This is a genomic window from Stenotrophomonas maltophilia (genome assembly GCF_013464485.1).
GTDB lineage: Bacteria > Pseudomonadota > Gammaproteobacteria > Xanthomonadales > Xanthomonadaceae > Stenotrophomonas > Stenotrophomonas maltophilia_AW.
In genome coordinates this window covers 46,899-71,775 of record NZ_RAUX01000029.1, presented here as the reverse complement: position 1 = coordinate 71,775, position 24,877 = coordinate 46,899, and the positions used below count along the sequence as shown (strand labels likewise).

Here is a 24,877-nt window from a genome sequence, read left to right as displayed (position 1 = left end):
ACGTCCGTGTAGGCTTGGCAGCCGCCTCCGACAGATTCCGGTGGCTGTTGGTAGGTGTCGACCTTGGTCGACACATCTGTCAGATATCGAATGAGTCATCCACGCATGGCGTGGATCTACTGTGTCGACCAAGGTCGACACCCACAAGGGCAATACGTCGTTCCGACAGATCGCGGAAATCTGTCGAAGGCGGGGTGGGTCCGGTGGCGGGGGCGTGAGCCGCATGGATGCGGCGACCGAGCCTACAAGGACGTATTCACGGCGTCCCCCGCCACCGGACCCATCCCGCCATCCCACCGAATGCACGCTGTTGCTGTTGCCGTTGCCTCCGCGGGTGCAGGGCTGCAGGCCCTGCCGAACACCCCCCTAATCGTGCCCGCTGTCGTCCAGGCTGATGATGCCGCGCCTCAGCGCCTGGGTCACCGCATGCGTGCGATCACCCACGCCGAGCTTGTCCATCAGGCTCTTCATGTGCGCCTTCACCGTCTGCTCGGAAATCTGCATGCGCTCGCCGATGCGCTTGTTCGACAGGCCACCGGCCACGTGACGCAGCACCTCGGTCTCGCGGGGCGACAAGCGGTCTTCCACCACGTGCGCGGCGATGCTGGCCGCCACGGCCGGGGGAATCGGTGCGCGCCGCCCGCCTGCGACCATGCGGATCGTATCGACCAGCTCGTGGCGCAGCATGTCCTTCAGCAGATAGGCGCTCGCGCCGGCCTGCAGTGCCCTGACCGCACGCACGTCACCGCGATAGGTGGTCAGCACGATGATGCGCGCGCGCGGGTCCATCGTGCGGATCCGCACGATGGCTTCCACACCATCCAGGCGCGGCATCTGCAGATCCATCAGCACCACGTCCGGCTGCAGCTGCTGGTAGCGCGCGATGGCGTCCTCGCCATCGGCGGCCTCGCCGAGCAGGCGCAGGTCGGAATGGGCGCCCAGAAGCGCCGCCAGGCCGTCACGCAGCAGGGGGTGGTCGTCGACCACCAGCACGCCGATCAGGGCAGGGGACTCAGTCATGGTTTGCTTTGCTCCAGGGCCAGTGCCAACGCGATGGCCGGCGGTGATACAGGCGCCGGGCGGGAACCGCCAGCGCGACTTCGGTCCCCAGCCCGGCGCGGGTCCACAGCTGCAGTTCCGCACCGAGGCGCTGCGCGCGTTCACGCATGCCCTGCAGGCCCCAGTGACCATGGCCGGCATTCTCGTCTGCGATGCCGACGCCGTCGTCGCGCACGTGCAGCAGGAAGCATCGCGTGCCGTAGGAAAGCTCCACCTCGATAGCGCTCGCGCTGGCATGGCGCAACGCGTTGCGGATCGCCTCGCGACCGATCAGGAATACCTCTTCAGCGGCGTCGGCCTGCAGTGGAGGCGTCGCACCTTCCACGGTCAAGCGCAGTGGGTTGGTGCCATGCCCGGCGTACTCGGCATGCACGTCGGCCAGTGCCGAAGCGAGGTCGCGGCCAGCGAAAGGACCGTCACGCAATGCGTTGACGCGCTCGCGGCCTTCGGCCAGGTTGCGTTCTGCCAGCTGCATCGCCGACTCCAGCTGGCTGCGTATCGGCGCCGGGGTCTGCGGTGACTGGCTGATCGCGTGCAGGCGCAGGATCAGGCCCTGGCTGCCCTGCAGCAGCGTGTCGTGCAGATCGCGGGCAATGCGCTCGCGTTCGCCGTGGCGCTCCTGCAGGCGGGCACGGAACAGTGCCGCCAGCTGGCCACTGCGGATGCGCACGGCCATCACCAGCAGCACGAGCACGGCGGCCGCACACAGCAACTTGAACCACACGGTCTGCATGAAGGTGGGGGCGATGCGGAAGCTGCGGCTGGCGGGCGCGGTGCTCCAGATGCCGTCCTCGTTGGCCGCTTCCACCTCGAACCGGTAGTTGCCCGGTGCCAGGTTGGTGTAATAGGCACGCGTGCTGCTGCCAGCCTCCTGCCAGCCCTCGTCCACGCCGGACAGGCGATAGCGGTAGCGGTTGCGCTCCGGCCGCGCCAGCGACAATGCCACATAATCGATCTGCAACTGGCTGGTGCCGGCCGGAAGGCGCAGGCCATCGCGCAGCGGCTCCTGCTCGCTGCCATACAGAACGTCGCCGATACGGACGCTGGGAGCCATCGCATTGACGTGCGAACGGTGGGTGTCCAGCCAGGCCAGGCCCTGGTTGGTGGCCAGCCACAAAAGGCCATCGTCGGCCAGGACAGCCGTGGAGATCGGCCCGCTCTGCAGGGCGATGCCCGGCATGCCGTCCACGGCATCGAACAGGCGCGGCGCTACCTGCGATCCCGAGCGCAGCGCGTGGCGCAGCAGGCTGCTTTCCAGCCTTACCAGGCCACGGCTTCCATTCAGCCACAGGTGCCCGTGCGCATCGGCGACCATGCCGGTGATGCCTTCGAGCACCCCAGCCATATCGGTGCGTACCGCGGTGAAACGTCCCTCGTCGATGCGAGCGGCCAGCCCGGCTTCACCGGCGACCAGCAGCAGGTCCTGGTGGTGCAGCATGGCGGTCACCGGTCCGACCGACAGGCCCTGTGCGGTACCAAAGCTGTCGATGGCCGTGGTTCCCATGCGGCGCACCCGGCCATCGGCATAACCAAGCAGCAGTTGGCCGCTGCGGTCCAATGCCAGCGCGGAACAGGCCTGCTCGGGCAGGCGGGATTCACGCTGCCATCGGCTCTGCCTGTAATGCAGAACACCGCGTTCGCCGGAACACACCCAAGCCTGCGCATCATCGGGAAACAGCAGTGCGTGCAGGGGCTGCCCGGTGAACGGTGCGGGCAGCGGAATCAGCGTGGTGCGGCCCTGGAGGGTGCGCGCGAGGTTGATCCAATCGAATTGCCAGATCGGCGTGGGCGCCTGCCTTGCAGCGGCCTGGAGCTGCATGGCGCTGCCTTCCAGCACAGTGCGGCGCAGATCGTACGGCTTGAGGTCTTCACCGTAGCCATAGGCACGGCCGTCGCTGGCGCGCACCAGCGAGCGGTAGGGATCGCTCGGGCCGACTGCCAGAGTGTGTACGCTGCGCGCCCGGAACCGGTTTAGGCCGAGATTGGTGCCGACCCACAGATTGCCTTCGCGATCGACGATGATCGGCACGGCCGACGTAGCCGTCAGCCCGTGCGGCGAGTCGAAACGCTCCATGCGTACGGCACGGGTCCCCTCGAAGGTGACCCTTGCAACGCCGCCGTGCGGACTCATCGTGGCCCACAGTGCGCCGTCGGCGGTGAACTGCAGGCGCGCGGCGACCAGGTCCGGCAGGCGTCGTGCCTCACGCTCGCTTTCGGCCAGTAGTCCATGGGCATTGGCCAGCGGCGATGTGCCGCGCACACGGTCGGCCAGCCACACCTCGCCCTGCGGACTCTCCACCAGTGTCGCCATCTGCGAAACGGCGATGCCGGTGTTCTTGAACGTTGGCTGGCCCGGTTCCCGCATCCAGATCTTCAGATCGGCCAGCACCCAGAAGGTGCCATGGCGGTCATGCAGCACCCATTGCACGCGGTGCCCGGGCAGTCCGGTCGCGGCTGGCAGCGGTTGCCAGCGTTGGCCATCGAACCGGCGCAGCCCGCCGTTGATCGCCGCCCACAGCCGGCCCTCAGAGTCCTGGCTGAAGTGCGGCACCACGCCGACGGGGACCCCCTGAGCGCGGCCGTAGTTGGACAGCTGGCCGCGCGTGAGCTGGCTGATGCCGGCCTGGAAGTAGCCGATCCACAAGGCATCATCGCGCCCGAGCGCCAGAGTGACCATGTTGGTGGAGGGGAAGCTGCTGCCCGCAGGTGCTGCCTGCCGTTCGAAGCGGCGCCCATCGAACCGGTACAGGCCGGAGCCCGTGGCCAACCACAGCATGCCATCGCGATCCTGGGCGATGTCCCAGATGTCGCCGGGCGCGCCCTGGCCGACACGCCACGCCGTGTGCTCATAGCCCGGCAGGCCGCTGCTCACCACCGGGTGCTGCACGGCGAAGGCGGGCAGGGCGGTCAACAACAGCAGGCACGTCAGCAGCGTCGGCAGGCGACGCAGGAACGGGAAGGGGCAGCCACGCATGGCGCGCATTCTGGCAGGTGCGGGGCAGTCCGGGGTGACCCGAACGGGGTAGGCAGTGGGCAACGGCGTCGGCTATGACGCCGGCATGTCCTCTGGAGCCGGCCAATGCAGCGGCTGTTCGTGATGTTCCCTGATCGCGGTCCGGGCATCGGCCTGCTGTGGCTGCGGCTGTGCCTGGCTGCCGCGCTGTGCATGCCCGGCACGCACGTGGGCGGGTGGTCGACGCTGTACCTGCTGGCGGTGCCAATGCTGGTGGCGGGCGCAGTGACGCCGCTGGCGGCGCTGACGGCGGCCGTGGGCCTGTTCGCGCAGCAGGCGCCGTGGCCGCAGGCGGTGCTGCCGCTGGCACTGCTGATGGTGGGGCCGGGGGCGTATTCCGTGGATGCGCGCCTGTTCGGACGTCGCCTGCTCGGACGTCGGCCTCCCCCATTCGGGTAGGTGCCGGGCCCGACCGACGGGGGTAGGGCATCGCGCAGGAGCCACGCACCATGGGCCACCCCTTCGCGGCGTCCCGCATGGCCACTGTTTTTCCGCCTGATCCGCCCGCCATGCCGCTGGCACCGCAGCAGGCCGCCGCGTTGCAGCGCGCTCTGCGCTATGTCGATGAGCACCTGTCGCAGCCGCTGCGGGTGACCGAGCTGGCGGCCGCCGCCTGTGTGAGCCGCTTCCATCTGGTGCGCCTGTTCCGGACCGGTACCGGCGCCAGCCCGCTGCGCTACGTGCGCCGTCGCCGCATCGAACGTGCGCGCCAGTTGTTGCCGGTCGCGCAGCTGCCGATGTCCTGCCTGGCGCAGCAGCTGGGCTTCTTCGACCAGAGCCATTTCGTCCGCAGCTTCCGCGCCGAGACCGGCTGCAGCCCCGGCCAGTACCTGGCCGGCGATGCGGCCCTGTTGCTTCCCCCTGATCGTGTTTCCAACGGAGTCCAACCATGAGCCTTGCCACCGCCACGCCCGCCCCGGCCCTGTTGTCGCCCACCGACCATGCCCTGGTGCTGATCGACTTCCAGTCGCAGATGGCATTCGCCACCCACACCATCGATATCTCCGCGCTGCGCAACAACGTGTCGTTGATCAGCAAGGGCGCCAAGGGCTTCAACGTGCCGGTGCTGCTGACCACCGTCGCCGAAGCGTCGTTCTCCGGCCCGATGTTCCCGGAACTGCCGGAGATCTTCCCGGGCCAGACGGTGTTCGACCGCACCTCGATGAACACCTGGGAAGACCAGCCGGTGATCGATGAGATCAACCGCATCGGCAAGCGTCGCCTGGTCCTTGCCGGCCTGTGGACCAGCGTCTGCATCGTCGGCCCAGCGCTGTCGGCACTGGCGCAGGGCTTCGAGGTACATGTGATCACCGATGCCTGCGGCGATGTCAGCGAAGAAGCGCACGAGCGTGCGATCACCCGCATGGTGCAGGCCGGTGCGGTACCGATGACCAGCGTGCAGTACCTGCTTGAGCTGCAGCGTGACTGGGCGCGTGGCGAGACCTACGACCTGACCACCGGCATCGCCCGCGACCACGCCGGTGGCTATGGCATCGGCATCCAGTACGCCAAGCGCATGTTCGGCGCGCAGGAAGGCGGGCACTGAGCATGCTGGCTGGCCATGGCCTCGACCTGGCCCTGCTGATGCTGCGCGTGGCGGCAGGAGGCTTCCTGCTGCCGCATGCGCTGGGCAAGCTGTTCGGCTGGTTCGGTGGCCCCGGGCTGGCCGGATTCGCCGTCGAGCTGCGCGGCTTCGGTCTGCCCGCGATGACGCCGCTGCCGCTGTTGCTTGCACTGCTGCAGGTGCTGTCCGGGCTGGGCGTGCTGCTGGGCTGGCAGACCCGCATTGCCGCGCTTGCGGCGGCGGCCTTCATCGGCTTCACCGTCCTGTTGGCCCTGCCCAGGGGCTGGTTCTGGATGCGCGGCGGCATGGAGTACCCGTTGATGTGGACGGCAGTACTGCTGGCCCTCGTGCTGGCCGGGCCAGGCGCCTGGGCGCTGGATGGTCAACGTTTTCCGGGAGATCTCGCATGAGTCACGATCCACTCGATCACGGCCGCCGCAACGTCGTGCTGGCCGGTAGCGCCGCGCTGGCGCTGGGCCTGGCGGGCCGTGCCGGTGCCGCACTCGATTCCACTTCCAAGGAGCGTCGCATGAGCACGCTGGTCATCCGCAATGCCCGCATCACCACCCTCGACCCACAGCAGCCGCATGCACAGGCGCTGGTCGTGCAGGAAGGGCGCATCGTTGCCGTCGGCAGCGACGAGGAGATCATGCGTGGCTGGGGCAACGAAGCGACCCTGATCGACGCGCAGGGCCGGCGCCTGTTGCCGGGTCTCAACGACAGCCATACCCATCTGATCCGCGGTGGTCTGAACTACAACCTGGAACTGCGCTGGGATGGCCTGCGCTCGCTCGCCGATGCGATGGCGATGCTGAAGGCCCAGGTCGATCGCACGCCAGCGCCGCAGTGGGTGCGCGTGGTTGGTGGCTTCACTGCCGCGCAGTTCAATGAAAAGCGCCTGCCGACCCTGCAGGAGCTCAACGACATCGCACCGGATACGCCGGTGTTCCTGCTGCACCTGTACGACCGCGCGCTGCTCAACCGCGCCGCACTGCGGGCCTGTGGCTACACCAAGGACACGCCGGATCCGCCGGGCGGGCAGATCGTGCGTGATTCGCTGGGCAACCCGACCGGGCTGCTGCTGGCCAAACCCAATGCGCTGATCCTGTACGCCACGCTGGCCAAGGGCCCGCGCCTGCCGATCGAGTACCAGGCGAACTCGACGCGCCACTTCATGCGCGAACTGAACCGGCTCGGCATCACCTCGGTGATCGACGCCGGCGGCGGTTTCCAGAACTATCCCGAGGACTACCAGGTCATCGAGCAGCTGCATCGCGATGACCAGCTGACGGTGCGCATCGCCTACAACCTGTTCACCCAGAACAAGGGCAAGGAAGTGGATGACTTCCGCGGATGGAGCGAGATGCTGCAGCCGCGGCAGGGTGATGACCTGCTGCGCCACAACGGTGCCGGCGAGATGCTGGTGTTCTCCGCGGCCGACTTCGAGTTGTTCAACGAGCCGCGCCCGGAACTGCCGCCGGAGCTGGAGCCGGAACTGCACGATGTGGTGAAGCTGCTGGTCGAGAAGCGTTGGCCGTTCCGCATCCATGCGACGTACGACGAGAGCATCACCCGCATCCTCGATGTGTACGAACAGGTCAACCGCGAGGTGCCGTTCGATGGCCTGCACTGGTTCATCGATCACGCCGAAACCATTACCCCGCGCAACATCGAGCGCATCCGTGCGCTGGGTGGCGGCATCGCCGTGCAGCATCGCATGGCCTATCAGGGCGAAGCCTTCGTCGAGCGCTACGGCGTGCAGGCCGCGCGGCATACGCCGCCGGTCAAGCGCATGCTGGCCGAAGGCGTGCCGGTCGGTGCCGGTACCGACGCCACCCGCGTGGCCAGCTACAACCCCTGGGTGGCGTTGTCCTGGCTGGTGACCGGACGCACCGTGGGCGGCCTGGCCCTGTATGGCGATGAGAACCTGCTTGAACGCGAGCAGGCGCTGCGCCTGTGGACCCAGGGCAGCGCCTGGTTCTCCGGCGACGAGGCGGTGAAGGGCACCCTGAAAGCCGGTCAGCTGGCAGACTTCATCCTGCTCTCGGCCGACTTCTTCCGCGTGGATGACGCGCAGATCGCCGACATCACCAGCGTGCTGACCGTGGTCGGTGGACGCATCGTGCATGCAGATGCCGACTATGCAGGGCTCGCGCCGCAGCTGCCGCCGGCGATGCCGGACTGGTCGCCGGTCAACCGGTTCGGTGGCTACCACGTCGGCGGTGCCGCCACCGGGTTGGCCGCCGCCCATCGCCATCACCATGGCGTGGCCTGCAGCACGCATGGTGCGCACGGGCACGCCGCACAGCATGCGGCACCGACCGACGACCTGACCGCGTTCTGGGGCGCAATGGGATGCTCGTGCTTCGCGTTCTGAATCTGGCACTGCTGGCGGCGCCGTCAGTGGCGCTCGCCTGCGACAGCGGCGTCTGCAATGAGGTTGGCGACGGCCAGCTGCAGTGGGACGCGTCGCTGCGCGTGCGTGGGATGTACTACGACCCGACCCGCTTCGGCATCGGTGGCAGCGAGGATGGCTACGGTCTGCTGCGTGCACTGGCCTCGGCCACCTATGCAGAGGGGAACTGGCAGGCGAAGCTGCAGCTGGGTGTGCACGCTGAGAATGGCAAGGCAGGCGGACCGGGCAGAACCGACCGCAGTGCACTGGACGTACAGCAGGCCTATTGGCGCTGGCAGCGCGGTGGCATCCACCTGCAGCTGGGCCGGCAGGAGGCGGGCTACGGGAGCTCGCGCCTGCTGTCTGTGCGCGACGGGCCGAACATCCGGCTGGCGTTCGACGGCGCGCGCGCGGGCTGGAAGGGGCGGCTGGGCACGCTGGATCTGATGGCGCTGCGGCCGGTGCAGAACCGGCCGGGTGCTTTCGATGACCGCGCTGAGTCCGGGGCGCACCTGTGGGGTGCCTATGCCACCACGGCGCGTGGCCAGAGGCCCGCGCAGTGGGATCTGTACCTGCTGGACTATCGCCGCGAAGATGCGCGTTTCGCAGCAGGCAGCGGCACCGAGCGCCGGCAGACCGTGGGTGCGCGCTGGTTCGGCCAGAGCGGTGCACTGGACTGGAACAGCGAGCTGGTCGCGCAGGGCGGTGAGTTGCGCACACTTGTCGGCGACCTCGACATCCGCGCGTGGACACTGGCCACCGATACGGGTTGGCGCTGGAGCGGACTGCCACTGCAACCTCGATTGGGACTGAAGGCCGACATCGCCAGCGGTGATGGCAATCTTCGCGATGGGCGGCTGGGAACGTTCAATGCGCTGTTTCCCAAATCGGCCTACTTCAGCGAAGCCAGCCTGCTGGTACCGGCCAACCTGATGGATCTGCAGCCGACCCTCGGCCTGCGCCTGCACGACGCGGTGACGACGGAGCTGGGCGTACAGATGGCCTGGAAGCATCGTCGCGCCGATGCGGTCTACACCACGCCGGCACCGCTGGTGGCCTTGCCGGGCAGCGCCGGTGGCGCGCGCCGCATCGGTAATCAGTACAAATCCGAAACCCGCTGGCAGGCCAGCGAACACTGGCAATGGCAGCTGCAGCTGGCCTGGGTCGACGCCGGTCCTGCGCTGAAGCAGGCCGGAGGCCAGGACACGTTGTTCGCCTCGATCGTTGGAGCATGGCAATGGTGAACGCAACGGCGTCGCAACCTTCCGCACAGGCCGCAGGCGCCTGGTCCCCGCTGAAAATCCGGATGTTCCGCTCGATCTGGCTGGCGATCCTGGCCAGCAACATCGGCACCTGGGTCAATGACGTGGCCGCCGCCTGGGTGATGGCCGAGCGTACCGGTTCGCCGTTGATGGTGGCCCTGGTGCAATCGGCCACCACGGTGCCGATCGTGCTGCTGGCACTGGCGGCCGGAACGCTGGCCGACATTGTCGATCGCCGCAGGTACCTGTTGGCGACCCAGGGGTGGATGCTGCTGGTGGCGGCAGTGATGGCGGCACTGACCGCCTTGGACCTGTTGACCCCGCAGCTGCTGGTGCTGCTGACGTTCTGCATGGGCTGCGGCGCGGCAATGGCGATGCCGGCGCAGGCGGCGATCGTGTCTGAACTGGTGCCACCGCCGATGCTGGCCTCGGCGGTGGCGCTGAACTCGATCGGCATCAATATCGCGCGTTCGATCGGCCCGGCCATTGGTGGCGTGATCGTGGCGCAGCTGGGTGCGGTGTGGGCATTCGGCTTCAATGCCATCACCTTCGCCGCGATGCTGTTCGTGGTGTGGGGCTGGAAGCGTGACCCGAAGCAATCCAGCCTGCCACCGGAAGGCTTCGGCGCCGGACTCAAGGCGGGGCTGCGCTACGCCAGCCGCGCTGGACGGCTGCAGGCCGTGCTGATCAAGTCGGTCGGTTTCTTCTTCTTCGCCGCCGCGATGAACGCGTTGCTGCCGGTGGTCGTGCGCGGGCAGATGCACGGTGGAGCAGGGCAGTACGGCATGCTGCTGGGCTGCATCGGTATCGGCGCGGTGGGCGGTGCGCTGCTGCTGCCGAAGCTGCGCGCGCAGCTGGACCGTGACCTGCTGGTGCTGCTGGCCACGCTGTCGCTGGCACTCAGCCTGGTCGGGCTGGCAGTGACCCGAAGCTGGTACGTGTTGCCGCTGGTGATGCTGGTCAATGGCTTTGCCTGGATCACCGTGCTGTCGTCGCTGCAGATCGCTGCCCAGACCGCGGTTCCTGCATGGGTACGTGCGCGCGCGTTGGCGCTGTACATCATGGTGTTCTCCGCAGGCATGGCGGCCGGTGGCCTGAGCTGGGGCGCGCTTGCGCAACGCACGTCACCGGAGTTGGCATTGCTGGTGGCCGCCGCCGGTGCGGTGATCGGCGGATTGCTGGTGTGGCGCGTGCGCATCGCCGGTACCGAAGACCTGAACCTGCGGCCGGCCGGGCATTGGCCGGCACCGGAGCTGTCGGTGCCGGTATCGAATGACCGCGGCCCGGTGCTGGTCACGATCGAGTACCGCATCGACGATGCTGATCGTGCCGCGTTCCAGGCACAGATGCGCGCGTTGGGGACGACCCGTCGTCGTGATGGCGCCGTGGTCTGGGGCGTGGTCGAGGATGTGGCCAGTCCGGGCATCCACCTGGAGTATTTCGTGACTCCGTCGTGGCTGGAGCACCTGCGCCAGCACGAACGAATCACCGCCGATGACAAGGCGATCCAGGAAGTGCTGCGCGGGCTGCATCGCGGTGAACGAGGACCGGTGGTGCGTCATTTCGTCGGCGGTCACGATCCGCTGCCCAGGACCGGGGTCCCGCACCACCACAACGACATCTGAGCTGCCCCTGGTAGAGCCGGCCTCTGGCCGGCTGCGCAGATTGCGATGGATTGATCGGGTTGCCGGCCAGCGGCCGGCACTACCGAAGGGGCGGCGGCACCTTTGCGGCACCGCCGCGGAACATCATCTGCGTGCAAAGGCCAGCAGGTCGGCGTTGAACTGGTCGGCGTGGGTAACGGTCAGGCCGTGTGGGGCGCCTGCGTACACCTTCAGCTCGGCGTCCTTGATGATCTGCGAGGACAGTTTGGCCGAGGCATCGAACGGCACGATCTGGTCATCGTCGCCGTGCACCACCAATGCCGGCACATCGATCTTCTCCAGGTCCTCGGTGTAGTCCACCTCCGAGAACTCGTGCACGCAGTCGTACTGGCCCTTTACGCCACCGAGCATGCCCTGCAACCAGAACGAATCACGCATGCCCTGGGTGACGCTGTTGCCATCACGGTTGGCGCCGAAGAACGGCGTGGTCAGGTCCTTGAAGAACTGCGAGCGGTCGCCGCCGGTGCCCTTGCGGATGCCGTCGAAGACCTCCAACGGGGTACCGGCCGGATTGGCTTCGGTCTTCAGCATCAGCGGCGGCACGGCGCCAACCAGCACCACCTTGGCCACGCGCGTGCTGCCGTGGCGGCCGATGTAATGGGCCACTTCGCCGCCACCGGTGGAATGGCCGACCAGGATGGCGTCCTTCAGGTCCAGTGCTTCGATCACAGCAGCGAGGTCGTCGGCGTAGGTATCCATGTTGTTGCCGTTCCAGGTCTGGCTGGAGCGGCCGTGGCTGCGACGGTCGTGGGCGATCACGCGGTAGCCGTTCTGGCCCATGAACAGCATCTGCGGGTCCCAGGCATCGGAGGACAGCGGCCAGCCATGGGCGAACACGATCGGCTGGCCGGTGCCCCAGTCCTTGTAGAAGATGCGCGCGCCGTCGGTGACGGTGACGAAGTTGCTCATTGTGGTTTCCTTGGCGGAAGGGAGGGGAGGCGCTGGCGGGTGTGCCGGTGCCCTCGGCAGTACAGCGCAGTGCCTGCGTGCGGGCTTGCATGGCTGTGCCGGAATGCGCGGACTGTGACGCATATCGCTCTGGCAGTGCGCAGCCGCTCGGCTGACCATGGACGACAGTCCTGTCGAGGTGTCCCCGATGTCGTGCCTGCGATGCAGCCCGCTGCTGTGCCTGTTGCTGTCCCTGGCGGCCCACGCGCAGACAAACGTCTACAAATGCGTGGACGGACCGCATCCGGTGTATCAGCAGACGCCCTGCCAGGGGCATGCGGAGTGGCGCTGGGAGGTGCCGGTGGAGCCGCCATTGTCGCGGCGACCGCAACCCAGGACGGAGAGCGCGACCCGGGCAGCGTCGACGCGGCCGCGCGCAGTGCAGTCGGGCCGCGGGCGGGCAGCGTTGATACCCATCAGTACGGATCCCGCCGCCTGTGAGCGTGCGCGGACGCAGCGCACGAAGATGCTGGCCAGGGCCAAACGCCTGGACTTGGTACAGCGCCGGCAGCTGGACGACGCGGTGTACGACGCGTGTCGCTGAATCGAGGGGCCGGAAACGACAACGGCGCCCGTAGGCGCCGTTGAGCGGGTTGCGGCGGGCTGGCCCTCAGCGACCGTCGCTCGCTGCCGCCGGTGCAGGCGAAGGCGTGCTGTCCGGCTTGGGCAGGCTCAGCTCCGGGTTGCCCTGTTCGGCCTGCAGAATCTGGATGCGGCGCTGCAGGGCGTCCAGCTGGCTGTTGGTGCTCTGCACGTCGCTGCTCAGGCTGACCGCCTGCTGCTGGGCCTGCTGGAGGGCCGCGCTGACCTGGGCCGACTGCGCCTGCTGCTGCTCCATTTCCTGCTGCAGCGTTCGCAGGCGTTCCTCGTTGTAGGCCACCAGGCGCTCGGTGTAACGCTTGCCGGCTTCCAGGCGTGTGGTGTCGATGTAGACCTGTGCCAGCTGCTCGGATTGCTGGGCGAAGGTGCGGTAGACACGCTCGGCGTTGTCGACCGCGTCGGTCTTGATCACCCGCCAGAAGTTCTTCTCCTGGAACAGCGCGACGTAGTACGTCAGGGTGCTGGCATTGAACAGCAGGCTCGCGCCGTAATTGCCGTTGTAGGTGGTACGCAGCTCGGTCAGCTGGCGGGCATCCATCAGCTGCTTGAGCTCATCAACGGTGTTGCGCACTACCGGTGCGGTACGTGCGGCCGGCTCTGCGGCTGCTTCGCGGTCGCCACGGGCAGCCATCGCCGCCGGTGCCACCAGCATCATGGCCACGGCCAGCAGTGCCGCGCCGCGCGTGTGCCGGGCGAAGACCGCGCCCCCTGAAGTTTCTCGCATGTCTAGACCATCCACGGATGAGTGTGGGTTGAGATGAAGGTGGTTCCCCGCCGGGAGTCTAGCATGCGCGCGGGCGCCGCCAAGGGCGCCCGTCACGGGTCAGTAGACCAGTTGTGCGGGCGTGCACTGGATGGACTGCACGTGCACATCCGTACGGCCCAGTTCCAGGCCCAGTACCTGGGCCAGCAGCGAGCGCAGCAGCGAGCCGACACTGTTGAGGAGCGGCTTCAGGACATCCAGGGCGGGCTTCAGCAGGAAGCACAGCAGGCCCGAACAGCTGACCGGGCCATTGCCGGGTGCGGTGACGCCGTCGCCGGCAAACTGGTCCAGGAAGCCGGCATCGGCAGTCTGCAAGTAAGAAGTCAGGTTGTACTTCATGCAGTTGTTGTAGGTGGTGTCATCCAACGCGCCGATCAGGCTGTTGCATTGCTTGACCAGCAGGCCACCCACAAGCGCTCCCAGGACACCATCGAGGAGACCCGAACCAACCCCGGTCACCGCGTTGCGAAATCCTTGCCAGACCTTGCCGTCGACCATACAGGTCACCAGCAGGCAACTGGTAGGCACCCCCTTCGTGACATTCCAGTTTCCCAGTGGCTTCAAGCCCTGCGTGCTGTCTCCGAATTCCAGCAGCTTGATGGTTGCGTCAACATCGTATCGCTTGCGACCGGCATTTGCCGCTTTCAGGTAGCGGTCGGCCAGTTGGGCGGCCGTCGAGCCCTGGCTCATGCCATCGTCGCGCGGATCGAGTACACCGGAGAGCACGCGCAGCAGTTCTCCGACCAGTTCGGACACGGCCGTACCTACTTCCAGGGCGTTGACCTGGGTTGAACCGGTCGCGCCGGCGGCAAGGGTGAGGCTCTGGGTGTCGGTCAGCGTATTGACCTTGATGCTGTCATTGATCAACGGTGCACCGAGCAGTGTCAGCATCTGCTCCTTCTGCAGCGTTTCGCCGCAGACGTTCTGCTTGGAGAACCGCTCGCTGTCGGGCACCTTGCCTACGCAGGCGCGCAACACGGAGGACTCGACCTGGATCGTCGCGGTGGGAGGCGTGCTGCCGCACTGGAGGCTGGTCAGGGTCGCCATCGCATTGGTCACGTCTGCATGCACCGGCAGCTTCAGGCGGATGCCCAGCAGTGCCAGCACGCCACCGGCAACGGGAATGTTGTTGGTGTCGATGTCGAGGAAGACCCGGATCTGTGCGTTGTAGGCCCGGGCGCCGACGCCACCGATGGCGATCGACGGCGGTTCAACCACCGCGGCTTTTGCATTGACCAGGCCGAGCAGGTTGAGCTCATCGACCGATACTGCGCGGCCGCCATTGGCGATGCTGATGCTGGTGCCGATCAGGTCGAGCACATTGACGTCGGCCTGCAGTGCGCTGGAGATCGTTCCATCGGGCGCAACCACACGTGCGAACAGGCCGCCGCCACTGTCGTCGGAGCCGAGCTTCACGTCCAGCTGCTTGATGTCGATGCCCTTCACGACCAGGGCGTTCTCGAGCGCACTGAGGTCCACATGGGCAACACCCTGCTGGGCCAGCAGCTCAACGGTCGCCTCAAGAATCCGGCCCAGCTTGACCTTGCGACCGGCCAGCAGGTTGTTGAACTCGGCCACGCCCATGTTCACGTCGATCGGAATGCCAAGTGCCTGCAGCAATCCGTTCGGCGTGATATGCGCCTGTGCAAGGCCGTCGTAGCCAAGCAGGGTCGTCTTGTCGAGGTCGGCACCCACCAGCTTCAGGACATTTCCCAGTGGTGTGTTGCCGTTGATGCGCAGCAGTTGCGAACCAACGCTGAAAACCGCCGTGGGCGCCGCACGGCGTGCCACCGCCTGGGCGGTCACGGTGGGCAGGCTGCTGTTCTGCCCGAAGAAGGGAAGCACCGAGCGGCGGGTGATGACGCGCACGGCATTGCGCTGGTTTGCCGCATCGACCACCGGGCTGAAATGCCCCTCCGTGGCCCGGGTGACGTTCCAGTTCCCGCAACGGATCTCCAGAGTCCCGGCGAACGTGTTCTGGGTCAGCGCGTTCTGGCGCGCCGCGCTGTTGTCGCTGTTGTCCGATGCGCACAGTTCCAGCCGCTGTGCGCCCGCCAGCGCGGCGAGGTCGGCAACCTTCTGCGCGTCCCGCTTGGCCCAGAACAGATAGCCGATTTCGATCAGGCCCAGCATGGCCAGCAGTGACAGCATGACCAGCATCATGGTGATCGACATGCCGCCACGTGGGCGGCTGAAACTGAACTGGCGTGGGCGTTTCATGGCCTACCTCAGCGTCCGGACGAGGATGATCCCTTGGACTTGGCAACATCGGTTTCGAAGAAGTCCGGGATTTCGTGTTCGAAACTTCTCATGTAACGGGCATAGCTCAGGGTGGCCTGGTCACCGAGGATCGGCAGGTGCTGGCCGGACCGTTGCCCCGACGCCTGCAGGCGCAACAGGCTTCGCGTTGCATCGCCGATCTGGCTGCGGCCGGGTTGCAGGGCTGCCGGGCCGTAGTCGGTGGCGGCGGTTGCAGGCGCTGCGGCCGGCGTCGGCGCGTGCGGGGCGGCCAGATCCACCGTGGCCAGCGCTTCGGATTGCAGTGGCTGCGGATCGGCGGCAACCGGCGCGCTGCCGCCCAGCATCTGGCCGGTCAGGGGCTGCTGCTGGGCCTGCGCGCTGCCCGCAATCAACAGGCCGCTCAGCAGGGTCAGCAGGCGTCGGTTCGAGGGCGTGGCGGTCATGGTGTGTTCCCGTTCGGGTGGTCGGAGGTGCTGAAGCGTTCCAGCATCGAGGGGGGCAGGCGCTGCGGATCGCGCTCATCGCGGGTGTCGCGCCGTGGTTCGACGGCCAGTCGTGCAGGGCTTGCTTCCGTATTGACTGCGCTGCCGGCGGGGGCTCCGGGCGTGGCCCGGGCGACCGCTGCTGCTGCCGCCTGGCGCTGCTGCAGGCGGGTGCGGATCTGTGCCGCCTGCTGCTGGATGCTGAGCCGGGTTTCCTCGTTGAGGTTGGCCTGCCTGGCGAGGCGCTCGGCAGTGGCCGTGTCACCCCGCAGCACCGCCCAAAGGGCGAGGTTGGCGGTGGCCTTGGCATTGCCCGGTGACAACTCCAATGCCTTGGCCAGGGGTTCGCGCGCCTGCTCGAACTGGCCCGCGCGCAGCCGTGCGTAGCCGAGGTCACCCAGGTAGCTGGTATTCAACGGTTGCAGTTGGGTTGCCCGTGCCAGCGCCTGCTCACTGCCGGCATCGTCATCACGGCGTGCGGCGATCAGGCCCAGGCCATGCGCGGCAGCGGCGGCCTGCGCTCCGCTGGAGAGCTCGCGATACAGCACGATCGCCGCGTCGGCCTGGCCTGTTTCGCGCAGCGCGTCGGCCTGCAGCAGGCGCAGCGCGGGTGGATCGCCATAGCGCTGCCGGAAGGCGTCGACATGGGCGAGCGACGCATACCATGCACCCTGCTGCTGCATGCGCTCGATCAGCTCCAGGTAGGCATTTCGGCTGTCCTGCGGCTCCGGCTCGGGCGCGGCCAGGCTGGGCGCGCGCAGGTACTTCGGCGTGGTCGATGCACAGCCGCTGCAGACGGCGGCGAGGACAAGCAGCAGGCAGGAAGTATGCAGGGCAGGCATCAGGGGGACCCCATCTTGGACATGGTAGACGCCAGCGCAACCAGCGCCGGGCCGGCAAGGACCAGCATCAACGCTGGCAGCAGGGTCAGCATCATCACCACGGTCATCTTCACCGAGAGCTTGCCCACCTTTTCCTTCAGTGTGTTGCGGCGCTGCTCGCGCAGCCGGATGCTGAACTGCCGCAGGGGCTCCTGCACGGCGCCGCCGTGCGCGTGTACCTGCAGGATCAGCTGCATCAGGCTGGACAGATCGTCGTCCGCATAGACTTCGCTCAGCCGGCGCAGCGACTGCGCACGCGTCCGGCCATGGGTATAGGCCACATTGGCTTCCTGCAGCTCGCCGCCGAGCACTGGCAATGCGTCGCGCAGCTTGTCGCCCAGGGTCTGCAGGCTCTGGTCCATGCTGAAGCCCACGCCCTGCAGCAGGCGCAGCAGATCGATCAGCAGCGGCAGCTCGTTGTCGACGGCACGCCGGCGCCGCTTCACCCAGGACGACAGGATGAACTTGGGCAACAAAAGGCCAGCGGCCAGTGCGCCGATCACCACCATCATCCTGGCCAGACCGGTCGCATCGCTGAAGCTGAGCGCCAATGCCAGCACCACCATGGCCAGCAGCAAGCGCAGGCCAAGATAGATGGACGTGCCCCGCCGGGTGTTCCACCCGGCCAGGTCCAGCAGCAGCCGGTCTTCATTGGCCAGCAGCGCCGATTCCAGGCGTCCGCCACTGAGTGCACGCCCGAATCGCTCCAGCCAGCCGAGAGAATCACGTTGCGATGCCGCGTCGGTGTCACGGGCTTCGTCCCGCGGCTGCAGGGCGGTCTTCAAGGTCGCCGATGTGCGGTGCTCACGATGACTGCGGACCCAGCTGCCGATGCCGAGCAGGGCAATGCCTGCCGCCAGCACCAGAAGTGAAAGGGCGAACCAGGTGCTGGCGCTCATCAGGCACCTCCGTGGCGGATGGGGGCTGTCATAGTGATTTGGCCAGGCGATACAGCAGGAAGCCACCCACCAGTTCGAGTCCCAGCGCGATCAGCAGGATCTTGTGGCCCAGCGGATCGCGCAGCACCGGCTGGAAGAAGTCCGGGCTGGCGATCGCCATCAGTACCGCGCATGCCGGTGGCAGCAGGCCAAGGACCCAGGCCGACATGCGGGTTTCCGACGTTGTGGCGGCAAGTTCCTGCTGTGCCTGTTCCAGGTCGCGGATGAAGTCGCCCATGCGTTGCAGGATCTGGTCGGAGCGGCCACCGATACGCACGCTGACGCCGATCACCACCGAGAGCACCCGCAGTACGTCCATCCGGTAGGGCTGTGCGGCCAGGCCCAGGGCGCGATCCAGATCCATGCCGTTGCGTGCGTAACGCACCGTGGTATCCAGCAGGCCGCGCAGCGGTGCGCTGGTCTGCATTGAAGACACCTGGAACGCGGCCTGCAGGCTGTTGCCCAGCGCGGTCAGGCGCACCAGGTTGTCGAGAAAGTCGGGCAGCTGGTGCAGCAGCTGCGCGCGCAGCTTCGACGTGCGCCGCATCACCCATAGCCAGCAGCCCAGCAGGTACAGCAGCAGCGTCAGCGCGAACATCCATGCCGTGCCGAGCCGCAGGGCCGCCAGCAGCGCGAGCACCAGCCCGGGTATCAGCAGCACGATCGGCAGCTTCCAGCCTGTCTGCAGGCCGGCGCGCTGCAGCATGCCGTCCAGTGGCCGGACCCGCCGCCCGCCGCCGGCCGGTCGTGCCGGATCATTGGCGGCGGTGACTGCCGGTCCTGCGGGCGCTCCGCCACTGGCACCACCGCGCGCCAGCCGCTGCTCGGCATGCTGCAGCGAGGCCTGGCGCTGTTCCCGGCTGCTGGCTGTGCCCCAAAGCCAGGCCGCCAGCGCCAGCAGCACCGAGATGATGCTCAATACACCCAGCAGCAGGCCCGTGCCCATGCTCAGAAATCTCCGTACAGCGATTCGCGCAATTGCTGGCGGAACGGCTCCAGCTTGTGCGAGTGCGGATGGAAGCCCAGTCCGATCCAGCGATCGGTCTCCTTGCCATTGCCATCGATCTGCAGCTCGTGGCGGAACATCTCCTGGGTCGTGATCAGGTTGTCGCTCACGCCGGTGATTTCGGTGATCGAGAGCAGCACGCGGCGCCCGCTGCCGAGCCGCGAGATCTGCACGATGAAGTCGATCGCGCTGGCGATCTGCCGGCGCAGGCTGTCCTCGCTGCCCTGGAAGCCAGCGAAGCCGGCCAGCATCTCGATGCGGTAGAGACAGTCGCGGGGCGAGTTGGCATGGATGGTCGCCATCGATCCATCGTGGCCGGTGTTCATCGCCTGCAGCATCTCCAGTACTTCGGCGCCACGCACTTCGCCGACCACGATACGGTCAGGGCGCATGCGCAGGCTGTTGCGCACCAGGTCGCGGATGCTCACCGCACCGTGGCCTTCGGCGCCGCCGATGCGGCTTTCCAGGCGCACCACGTGCGGATGGTTGAGTGACAGTTCGGCGGTGTCTTCCACCGTGATCACGCGCTCGTTCGGCGGCACGTAGCTGGCCAGGGCGTTCAGCAGCGACGTCTTGCCCGAGCTGGTCCCGCCGGAGACCAGGATGTTGCAGCGGCCCAGCACCATTGCCTTCAGCAGCGCCTGCATCGGCGCATCGAAGGTGCCCTTGGCCAGCAGCTCGTCGGGTGTGAAGGGATCCTTGCGGAACTTGCGGATGGACACCATCGGCCCATCCACCGCCAACGGCGAGATGATCGCATTGAGGCGGCCACCATTGGGCAGGCGCGCGTCGACCATCGGGTTGGAATCATCCAGGCGACGACCCAGCGGAGCGAGGATGCGGCGCAGGATGCGCAGCAGGTGGGTGTCGTCGGTGAAGCGCTGGGTGGCGCGCTTGAGCTGGCCACCCTGCGAGACATGTACATCCTTGAAGCCGTTGATCAGGATGTCTTCGATCGTCGGGTCGTGCAGCAGGTCGTCGAGCGGGCCGAAGCCGGTCAGCTCCTTGACCAGGCCTTCGGCGACCACCTGCATCTCCTCCTCGTTGATCGGGATGCGCCATTCCTGGATGAAGCCCACGGTCTGCACCTGCACCCAGCGGGCGATGGTGTCAGGCGCCCAGGAATCGATGTCGATGCGCTCGTCCTCGATGCTGTTGAGCAGGTGCTCGTGTGCAGCCGACAGCACCTTCTGGTACTGCTCGGTCTGGGCGAACGGCAGGTGGCCCGGGGCACTGTCGGACAGCAGCGGCCGGGCAACGGCATGCGGGAACGGGGTTACCTTGTCTTCCATTGCGATCCACCCAGGGCAAGGGAGAGTCTTTCCCGCAGGCCATGCGCCTGGACCGGGCAGGCGGCKGGATCCAGCCGCGGCACGAGCGGGGCGAGGGCACGCAGATAGGGGTCGCGCGGTGCGTCCTGCAGCAGCAGGTGGCCCTGGCTGGCCGCCAGGCGCACACGCGGGCGTTCCGGCAAAGTGGCCAGAAGTGGCACTTCGAAGCGGCGCGCGATCTGTTCGGGGCTCATGCCACTGCTGTCATCGTGGCGATTGATCACCAGTTGCAGTCGCTTCTCGCGTTCGCGCTGGCCGGCGAGGTGCTTCAGGGCCTGGTCGAGCGAGACCAGCGTGGCGATCGACGCATCGGTCACCAGCCAGATCTCGTCGGCCTGGTCCAGCAGCAGCGGCGGCAGTTGCCGCAGCGGGCAGCCGCCGGCATCGCACAGGACACTGGCAAACACCGTACGCAGGCGCTGCAGCAGGGCGCCCGGGTCGGAGGGCGGTACCGCATCGCTGCCGCTGGCGCGGTCCAGCAGCACCAACCCGGTGTCGTGGCGGGCCATTGCAGTGCGGGCGAGGGTGGCATCGATGCGGCTGGCGTTGCGCAGCGCGTCTTCATAGTGGAAGCGGCTGTCAAGATTGAGGTACAGCGCCAGGTCACCCGAGGGCTGGGCCAGCTCCATCAGCAGGCCGTCCTGCTGCACCGCTTCGCCCTGGGCAAGGGCCCGGGTCTGCTGGGCCAGCACCGAAAGATGTGCGGCCAGCGTGCTGGTACCCACGCCCGCACGCACACCCAGCAGGACGATCAGTCGTGCCTTGTGCGCATGCTGCGCGGCGGCTGCGGGGCGCGGGGACAAGGCCCGGCGCAACGCAGCTTCGATGCCGGCGTTGTCGCTGTCCAGGTCCAGCACGTCGCGCAGGCCCACGCGCAGGGCCATGACCACGCCCTCCACCTGGCCGGCACTGGTGGCGCCGACGGCGACCAGAAGCAGCTCCGGCTCGGTCTGCTGCAACTGCTGCGCCAGCACGCTTGAAGCAGCCGCATGTTCGGGGCGGAAGTCGAGCAGCACCAGACTCTGTGGCCCACGTTGCAGATCCTGCGCGGAGGTCGGTGCACTGCTGTCCTGCCAGTGCAGGGTGGTGGTCGGCGGCAGCTTGGCCGCCAGCCGGGGCAGCAGTTCGCGATCCAATCCGTACAGGACCAGGTTCATCGGCGGTCCTTGCGGATGCAGTGGCTGGGCGGTGGCGTAGGGCATGGGCGTGGTATCGCAGGCATCATGGGGTCAGCGTGAGAATCCGGGCACCGGATCCTGGCTGATCGGGCCCAGCAGCCATGCACCCCATTCGGGCATGTGCGGCTTGGCCTCGCGGTCGCCAGGAAGTGGCAGCTCGGTGTTGCGGGCCAGCGGCTTCACCAGCCGCGGCGTGACGATGATCACCAGCTCCTTGTCCTGGCGCTTGTAGTCGAAGTTGCGGAAGAACGAGCCGATGATCGGAAGGTCGCCCAGCAACGGAATCTTGTCGACGTTGGAGACCACGTTGGAGCTGACCAGACCGCCGATCACGAAGCTCTCGCCGTCGCCGAGCTCGACCGTGGTATCGGCGCGACGGGTCGTGATCGAGGGAATCTGGACACCATTGAGGGCAATGGCGTTGCTGTAATCCAGGTCGCTGGCTTCCGGAGCCACCTTCAATGCGATGCGGTTGGGTGCAAGGACCGTGGGCGTAACGGTCAGGCCGATGCCGAAGGGCTTGTAGGTGATGGTGGTGGTGCCCAGGCCCTGAGGTTCCAGGATCGGCAGTTCGCCACCGGCGAGGAAGCTGGCGCTCTGGCCCGACAGGGCGACCAGAGTGGGCTCGGCAAGCACGCGTGCCATGCCGTTGCTCTGCAGCAGGTCGACGTCTGCATTCCACAGGCCCTTGGTCGAGCCGAAGACCAGGCGGAAGGCCGAAGAGATGGGGGATTCGGATTCGTTGCTGGAGTTGCCTTCCTTCATGCCGGGCAGGATGCCGGTGTTGCCCGGCAGCTGGCCGCCCGGGCGGGCGAAACCGTAGGCGAAGCTGCCGTTGCGGTTCTGGAAGCTGATGCCGATCTGCTTCAGTGCTGTCTTGTTGAACTCCACCACCTTGACTTCGACCTGGACCACGCCGCCGCTGCTGACCGTCGATGCATCGGCCAGCAGGCCGTCCTTGCCCAGTGCCATGGCGGCAGTCTTCTGTTCCTGCATATGCGAGAGCACGCTGCCGGTGCTTCCCTGTAGCAGGCCCTGGTTGTCCTGCTGGGTGAACACCAGTCCCTCGGCGCCGGTACCGGCGGCACCCTGCACGGCGCTCTGCACCCGTACCTGCAGACGCTGAGGTTCGGCCTGCTTGCGATGCCACAACAGAAGCGTCGTCGTGCCGGGCGCCTTGCCGACCAGCAGCGCCTGGCGTTGGCCACGCAACATCACGATGTCGGCCACACCCGGGTCGGCAATGGCGACCCGCTCAAGATCGCCGGGCAGTGTCCATGGGCGCTGCTCGCGCGTCTGCAGCACCAGGTCGTCGGCGGCCACGCTTGTCGCCGGTGCCAGCAGCACCAGCAGCAGGGCCAGCCAGCGCTGGCGGGGGGAAGGGCGTGGACTGCGGCGACGTTCGGTCATGGATGCGCTCGATGCAGGTCAAAGGGAACCACGGGGGGCGGAACTGTCACCGCGGATGATTTCGATGCCAGACGCACGGGGGGCGCTGCGCCGTGATGCCGGCGCGCGGACCGTGGGCGCCGGGTTGCCACGGGCCGGGATGTTGCCGCGGCCGGCCAGTGCGTCTCCATCGATGCCGGCAAACGCATGGTTCTCCGGCCGCTGCAACGCCAACTGCTGTTCTGCGTCGAGGCCCCGCAGCGGATCGATCACGCCGCGGGCCTGAGGGAACAAGGCAAGATCGGGCTGCCCGGTATCCGCTGGGTTGCGCAGGGCCAGGAACAGCTTGCCCTGCTGCGCACCCAGCAGCAGGCGATTGGCATCGGCCACCGGCACCGCCAGCACTGCACTGCGCGCCGGCTGGGCGGTGTCGCTGCCCGAGTGCTGACTGCTGCTTCCGGTGATGTCGGCGGCGCGGGAATCATTGCGGGTGTCGCCTTCATTGCTGGCGACGACCTCGCTGGCGGCCGGGGCGATGTCCTGTTGGCCGTAGCTGAGCACGCGCAGGCGAGACAGCAGCAGTCGGGTCTGCGCTGCCTCGGCCGGCCCACTGACATTGGGCTGCGCGTTGCGCAGGTTGAGGAAGACGTCGACGAAATCACCTGGCAGGATGCGGTTGCCGGCGCCGACCAGTTCGTCGACCGGGACGGCCAGCGCACGTTCGCCAGGGCGCAGCTGCAGCGAGAAGCCCTGGGCAAGTACGCTGCTGCTGATGGTGGTGCCCTCGGCAATGTCCTGCACCGGCACCTTGCCAACCACGGATGAAAGGCTGGTTGCGGCGCCGGCGACAGGGGCGCTGCGCTGAGCAAGGCGCAGTCCGTTGGCGGTGATCGGTTCGCCGGCTGGCAGGCGCGCCACGGCCTCGACCACGGTGATCGCCTGCGCCTCGCTCTGAGCAACGGGGGCGGCCATGGCGGGCGCGTCTGGCTTGCGCCCGATCATCAAGGCGATTACCGCCAGCAGCACGGCCAGCCCGATCAGGGCGACGGCAGCGATGCGGGTCAACTTGAGCATGGAACCGTCTCCTGTACCGATCGTCAGTTGCCGCTGCCGAGGTCGAGCTGGGCGACCGCGACGCTGCGGATGGGAGCCTGCATCACCCACTTGTAGAGCGTGGCGGTGCCGGGCAGGAAGGGATGGCTGGCGTAGTCGTAGCTGACCGTCACGGTCATGCATTGGGCGGTGGCCAGGCCGGCGCATGGGGCTTGTGCGGACACCAGGATGGCGTTGGTGCCCCCATTGCTGCAGTCGACGGGCTGCCCTGAGAAATTCAGCAGCCACTGCATCGAACTGCGGGCAGCAACACAGGCGGCGGTGCGGCGCTCGCTGGCACTGCCATAGCGCAATGATGCGCGTGCGCCCTCGGCCGATGCCGTTGCCAGGGTCTGCTGGGCCGCCATGATCATCACGCCGGAGAAAGTGAACAACAGCAGGGGCAGCAGGCCGAGCATCAACATCAGCGCGAACTCGATGCTGACGGCGCCGCGTTGCCGTCGCGGGTTGCGGGCGTTCATGCCTGGCCTCCGTAGGTGCTGATGAGGATCCAGCCCGTGGCAGCCATTGCCAGATAGGCGGCGTAGGGAATGCCCTGGCGGCCCTGCCGGGCGTTGTGCATGTCGCGGAGCGCTGGATGTGATTGCCAGTGCGAGGTGGCGCGGTGCGCCTGCGCCTGCAGTCCGGGCAGCATCATGCCCAGGCGGCGGGACACCAGCACCACCGCAGCGTGCGCGCCTGCAGCCAGGCTGGCTGCGATCCAGATCGGCAGCAGTGCCTGCCAGCCCAGCATCAGGCCCAGCACGCAGAAGAACTTGACATCCCCGGCGCCCATCCATCGCAGCGCGTAGAACGGCAGCAGCGCCACCAGGCCGAGCGCCGCGCCGGCAGCGTGGTGCAACCACGGCAGGCGCGGCGCGTAGAACTGGCCAGCGGCCAGCAGCAGGACGGAAAGCACGATTGCGGCCAGCAGCCAGGTATTCGGCACCCGGCGTGCATACAGGTCACTGACGGTGATCCGCAGGCATAGGCCAATGGCCAACAACCCCAGCAGTGTCATCGTGCACTCCCTTGTCCGTCACTGGACAGCAAGCAGACGCTCCCAACCCC

Annotated in this window: 23 protein-coding genes; 8 read left to right on the top strand and 15 right to left on the bottom strand. The window is 67.4% G+C overall.

Annotated elements, in window-relative coordinates; genetic code table 11:
• Positions 1 to 366: 366 nt before the first annotated feature.
• A complete protein-coding gene (locus D7Y61_RS13055; protein ID WP_180866636.1) occupies positions 367 to 1,020 on the bottom strand; it encodes a response regulator in 654 nt (217 codons plus the stop codon).
• Positions 1,013 to 4,042 carry a sensor histidine kinase gene (locus D7Y61_RS13050; RefSeq protein WP_180866634.1) on the bottom strand — a complete coding sequence of 1,010 codons (3,030 nt, stop codon included), beginning with the start codon at positions 4,040 to 4,042 and terminating at the stop codon, positions 1,013 to 1,015. The genes D7Y61_RS13055 and D7Y61_RS13050 overlap by 8 nt, the downstream gene beginning before the upstream one ends.
• 96 nt (positions 4,043 to 4,138) lie before the next feature.
• Between D7Y61_RS13050 and D7Y61_RS13045 the strand changes: the two genes are divergently transcribed.
• The 7 genes from D7Y61_RS13045 to D7Y61_RS13015 all read left to right on the top strand — a co-directional run bounded on the left by D7Y61_RS13045 (position 4,139) and on the right by D7Y61_RS13015 (position 10,918).
• Complete coding sequence (locus D7Y61_RS13045; RefSeq protein WP_180866632.1) at positions 4,139 to 4,471, top strand: hypothetical protein; 333 nt, start codon at positions 4,139 to 4,141, stop codon at positions 4,469 to 4,471.
• Between the two features lie 50 nt (positions 4,472 to 4,521).
• Entirely contained in the window at positions 4,522 to 4,965 is a 444-nt protein-coding gene (locus D7Y61_RS13040) for a helix-turn-helix transcriptional regulator (protein ID WP_180866630.1), read from the top strand.
• Entirely contained in the window at positions 4,962 to 5,618 is a 657-nt protein-coding gene (locus tag D7Y61_RS13035; protein ID WP_180866628.1) for a hydrolase, read from the top strand. Before D7Y61_RS13040 ends, D7Y61_RS13035 begins: the two co-directional genes overlap by 4 nt.
• Positions 5,619 to 5,620: 2 nt before the next feature.
• Positions 5,621 to 6,046 carry a DoxX family protein gene (locus tag D7Y61_RS13030; RefSeq protein WP_180866626.1) on the top strand — a complete coding sequence of 142 codons (426 nt, stop codon included), beginning with the start codon at positions 5,621 to 5,623 and terminating at the stop codon, positions 6,044 to 6,046.
• Between the two features lie 119 nt (positions 6,047 to 6,165).
• The gene (locus tag D7Y61_RS13025; RefSeq protein ID WP_180866706.1) at positions 6,166 to 8,013 is read left to right on the top strand and encodes an amidohydrolase; all 1,848 of its coding nucleotides are present in this window, start codon (positions 6,166 to 6,168) and stop codon (positions 8,011 to 8,013) included.
• Complete coding sequence (locus D7Y61_RS13020) at positions 7,992 to 9,275, top strand: alginate export family protein (protein ID WP_180866624.1); 1,284 nt, start codon at positions 7,992 to 7,994, stop codon at positions 9,273 to 9,275. Before D7Y61_RS13025 ends, D7Y61_RS13020 begins: the two co-directional genes overlap by 22 nt.
• Positions 9,269 to 10,918 carry an MFS transporter gene (locus D7Y61_RS13015; RefSeq protein ID WP_180866622.1) on the top strand — a complete coding sequence of 550 codons (1,650 nt, stop codon included), beginning with the start codon at positions 9,269 to 9,271 and terminating at the stop codon, positions 10,916 to 10,918. The genes D7Y61_RS13020 and D7Y61_RS13015 overlap by 7 nt, the downstream gene beginning before the upstream one ends.
• Positions 10,919 to 11,041: 123 nt before the next feature.
• Here D7Y61_RS13015 and D7Y61_RS13010 read toward each other — a convergent pair whose 3' ends face one another.
• Positions 11,042 to 11,866 (bottom strand): alpha/beta fold hydrolase, encoded by an 825-nt coding sequence (locus tag D7Y61_RS13010; RefSeq protein WP_180866620.1) that lies wholly within the window; start codon positions 11,864 to 11,866, stop codon positions 11,042 to 11,044.
• 187 nt (positions 11,867 to 12,053) lie between these two features.
• Between D7Y61_RS13010 and D7Y61_RS22640 the strand changes: the two genes are divergently transcribed.
• Positions 12,054 to 12,449: a hypothetical protein gene (locus D7Y61_RS22640; protein ID WP_258010359.1), complete on the top strand. Its 396-nt coding sequence runs from the start codon at positions 12,054 to 12,056 to the stop codon at positions 12,447 to 12,449.
• A gap of 66 nt (positions 12,450 to 12,515) precedes the next feature.
• Here D7Y61_RS22640 and D7Y61_RS13005 read toward each other — a convergent pair whose 3' ends face one another.
• From D7Y61_RS13005 to D7Y61_RS12950, 12 genes are all read right to left on the bottom strand, one after another.
• Positions 12,516 to 13,229, bottom strand: a complete 714-nt coding sequence (locus D7Y61_RS13005) for a DUF2968 domain-containing protein (protein WP_180866619.1) — start codon at positions 13,227 to 13,229, stop codon at positions 12,516 to 12,518.
• 99 nt (positions 13,230 to 13,328) lie between these two features.
• Complete coding sequence (locus D7Y61_RS13000) at positions 13,329 to 15,488, bottom strand: TadG family pilus assembly protein (RefSeq protein ID WP_180866617.1); 2,160 nt, start codon at positions 15,486 to 15,488, stop codon at positions 13,329 to 13,331.
• 8 nt (positions 15,489 to 15,496) lie between these two features.
• Positions 15,497 to 15,952 carry a DUF3613 domain-containing protein gene (locus tag D7Y61_RS12995; protein ID WP_180866615.1) on the bottom strand — a complete coding sequence of 152 codons (456 nt, stop codon included), beginning with the start codon at positions 15,950 to 15,952 and terminating at the stop codon, positions 15,497 to 15,499.
• A complete protein-coding gene (locus D7Y61_RS12990; protein ID WP_180866613.1) occupies positions 15,949 to 16,833 on the bottom strand; it encodes a Flp pilus assembly protein TadD in 885 nt (294 codons plus the stop codon). Before D7Y61_RS12990 ends, D7Y61_RS12995 begins: the two co-directional genes overlap by 4 nt.
• Complete coding sequence (locus D7Y61_RS12985) at positions 16,833 to 17,771, bottom strand: type II secretion system F family protein (protein WP_180866611.1); 939 nt, start codon at positions 17,769 to 17,771, stop codon at positions 16,833 to 16,835. Before D7Y61_RS12985 ends, D7Y61_RS12990 begins: the two co-directional genes overlap by 1 nt.
• A 28-nt stretch (positions 17,772 to 17,799) precedes the next feature.
• Positions 17,800 to 18,756 (bottom strand): type II secretion system F family protein, encoded by a 957-nt coding sequence (locus D7Y61_RS12980; RefSeq protein ID WP_180866609.1) that lies wholly within the window; start codon positions 18,754 to 18,756, stop codon positions 17,800 to 17,802.
• A gap of 2 nt (positions 18,757 to 18,758) precedes the next feature.
• On the bottom strand, positions 18,759 to 20,108 hold the full coding sequence (locus D7Y61_RS12975; RefSeq protein WP_180866603.1) for a CpaF family protein: 1,350 nt from the start codon (positions 20,106 to 20,108) through the stop codon (positions 18,759 to 18,761).
• Positions 20,093 to 21,349 (bottom strand): fimbrial protein, encoded by a 1,257-nt coding sequence (locus D7Y61_RS12970; RefSeq protein ID WP_180866601.1) that lies wholly within the window; start codon positions 21,347 to 21,349, stop codon positions 20,093 to 20,095. The genes D7Y61_RS12975 and D7Y61_RS12970 overlap by 16 nt, the downstream gene beginning before the upstream one ends.
• Before the next feature lie 27 nt (positions 21,350 to 21,376).
• Positions 21,377 to 22,735, bottom strand: coding sequence for a type II and III secretion system protein family protein (locus D7Y61_RS12965; RefSeq protein ID WP_180866600.1), 1,359 nt, complete (start codon positions 22,733 to 22,735; stop codon positions 21,377 to 21,379).
• A gap of 18 nt (positions 22,736 to 22,753) precedes the next feature.
• On the bottom strand, positions 22,754 to 23,788 hold the full coding sequence (gene cpaB / locus D7Y61_RS12960) for a Flp pilus assembly protein CpaB (RefSeq protein WP_180866598.1): 1,035 nt from the start codon (positions 23,786 to 23,788) through the stop codon (positions 22,754 to 22,756).
• Between the two features lie 23 nt (positions 23,789 to 23,811).
• The gene (locus tag D7Y61_RS12955; protein WP_180866596.1) at positions 23,812 to 24,288 is read right to left on the bottom strand and encodes a TadE/TadG family type IV pilus assembly protein; all 477 of its coding nucleotides are present in this window, start codon (positions 24,286 to 24,288) and stop codon (positions 23,812 to 23,814) included.
• A complete protein-coding gene (locus tag D7Y61_RS12950) occupies positions 24,285 to 24,827 on the bottom strand; it encodes an A24 family peptidase (RefSeq protein ID WP_180866594.1) in 543 nt (180 codons plus the stop codon). Before D7Y61_RS12950 ends, D7Y61_RS12955 begins: the two co-directional genes overlap by 4 nt.
• Between the last annotated feature and the right edge of the window lie 50 nt (positions 24,828 to 24,877).

Bases quoted from the DNA above. Each gene is read 5' to 3' on its own strand.
- D7Y61_RS13055 (WP_180866636.1), bottom strand. From the start codon at position 1,020: ATGACTGAGTCCCCTGCCCTGATCGGCGTGCTGGTGGTCGACGACCAC.
- D7Y61_RS13050 (WP_180866634.1), bottom strand. From the start codon at position 4,042: ATGCGCGCCATGCGTGGCTGCCCCTTCCCGTTCCTGCGTCGCCTGCCG.
- D7Y61_RS13045 (WP_180866632.1), top strand. From the start codon at position 4,139: ATGCAGCGGCTGTTCGTGATGTTCCCTGATCGCGGTCCGGGCATCGGC.
- D7Y61_RS13040 (WP_180866630.1), top strand. From the start codon at position 4,522: ATGGGCCACCCCTTCGCGGCGTCCCGCATGGCCACTGTTTTTCCGCCT.
- D7Y61_RS13035 (WP_180866628.1), top strand. From the start codon at position 4,962: ATGAGCCTTGCCACCGCCACGCCCGCCCCGGCCCTGTTGTCGCCCACC.
- D7Y61_RS13030 (WP_180866626.1), top strand. From the start codon at position 5,621: ATGCTGGCTGGCCATGGCCTCGACCTGGCCCTGCTGATGCTGCGCGTG.
- D7Y61_RS13025 (WP_180866706.1), top strand. From the start codon at position 6,166: ATGAGCACGCTGGTCATCCGCAATGCCCGCATCACCACCCTCGACCCA.
- D7Y61_RS13020 (WP_180866624.1), top strand. From the start codon at position 7,992: ATGCTCGTGCTTCGCGTTCTGAATCTGGCACTGCTGGCGGCGCCGTCA.
- D7Y61_RS13015 (WP_180866622.1), top strand. From the start codon at position 9,269: ATGGTGAACGCAACGGCGTCGCAACCTTCCGCACAGGCCGCAGGCGCC.
- D7Y61_RS13010 (WP_180866620.1), bottom strand. From the start codon at position 11,866: ATGAGCAACTTCGTCACCGTCACCGACGGCGCGCGCATCTTCTACAAG.
- D7Y61_RS22640 (WP_258010359.1), top strand. From the start codon at position 12,054: ATGTCGTGCCTGCGATGCAGCCCGCTGCTGTGCCTGTTGCTGTCCCTG.
- D7Y61_RS13005 (WP_180866619.1), bottom strand. From the start codon at position 13,229: ATGCGAGAAACTTCAGGGGGCGCGGTCTTCGCCCGGCACACGCGCGGC.
- D7Y61_RS13000 (WP_180866617.1), bottom strand. From the start codon at position 15,488: ATGAAACGCCCACGCCAGTTCAGTTTCAGCCGCCCACGTGGCGGCATG.
- D7Y61_RS12995 (WP_180866615.1), bottom strand. From the start codon at position 15,952: ATGACCGCCACGCCCTCGAACCGACGCCTGCTGACCCTGCTGAGCGGC.
- D7Y61_RS12990 (WP_180866613.1), bottom strand. From the start codon at position 16,833: ATGCCTGCCCTGCATACTTCCTGCCTGCTGCTTGTCCTCGCCGCCGTC.
- D7Y61_RS12985 (WP_180866611.1), bottom strand. From the start codon at position 17,771: ATGAGCGCCAGCACCTGGTTCGCCCTTTCACTTCTGGTGCTGGCGGCA.
- D7Y61_RS12980 (WP_180866609.1), bottom strand. From the start codon at position 18,756: ATGGGCACGGGCCTGCTGCTGGGTGTATTGAGCATCATCTCGGTGCTG.
- D7Y61_RS12975 (WP_180866603.1), bottom strand. From the start codon at position 20,108: ATGGAAGACAAGGTAACCCCGTTCCCGCATGCCGTTGCCCGGCCGCTG.
- D7Y61_RS12965 (WP_180866600.1), bottom strand. From the start codon at position 22,735: ATGACCGAACGTCGCCGCAGTCCACGCCCTTCCCCCCGCCAGCGCTGG.
- cpaB (WP_180866598.1), bottom strand. From the start codon at position 23,788: ATGCTCAAGTTGACCCGCATCGCTGCCGTCGCCCTGATCGGGCTGGCC.
- D7Y61_RS12955 (WP_180866596.1), bottom strand. From the start codon at position 24,288: ATGAACGCCCGCAACCCGCGACGGCAACGCGGCGCCGTCAGCATCGAG.
- D7Y61_RS12950 (WP_180866594.1), bottom strand. From the start codon at position 24,827: ATGACACTGCTGGGGTTGTTGGCCATTGGCCTATGCCTGCGGATCACC.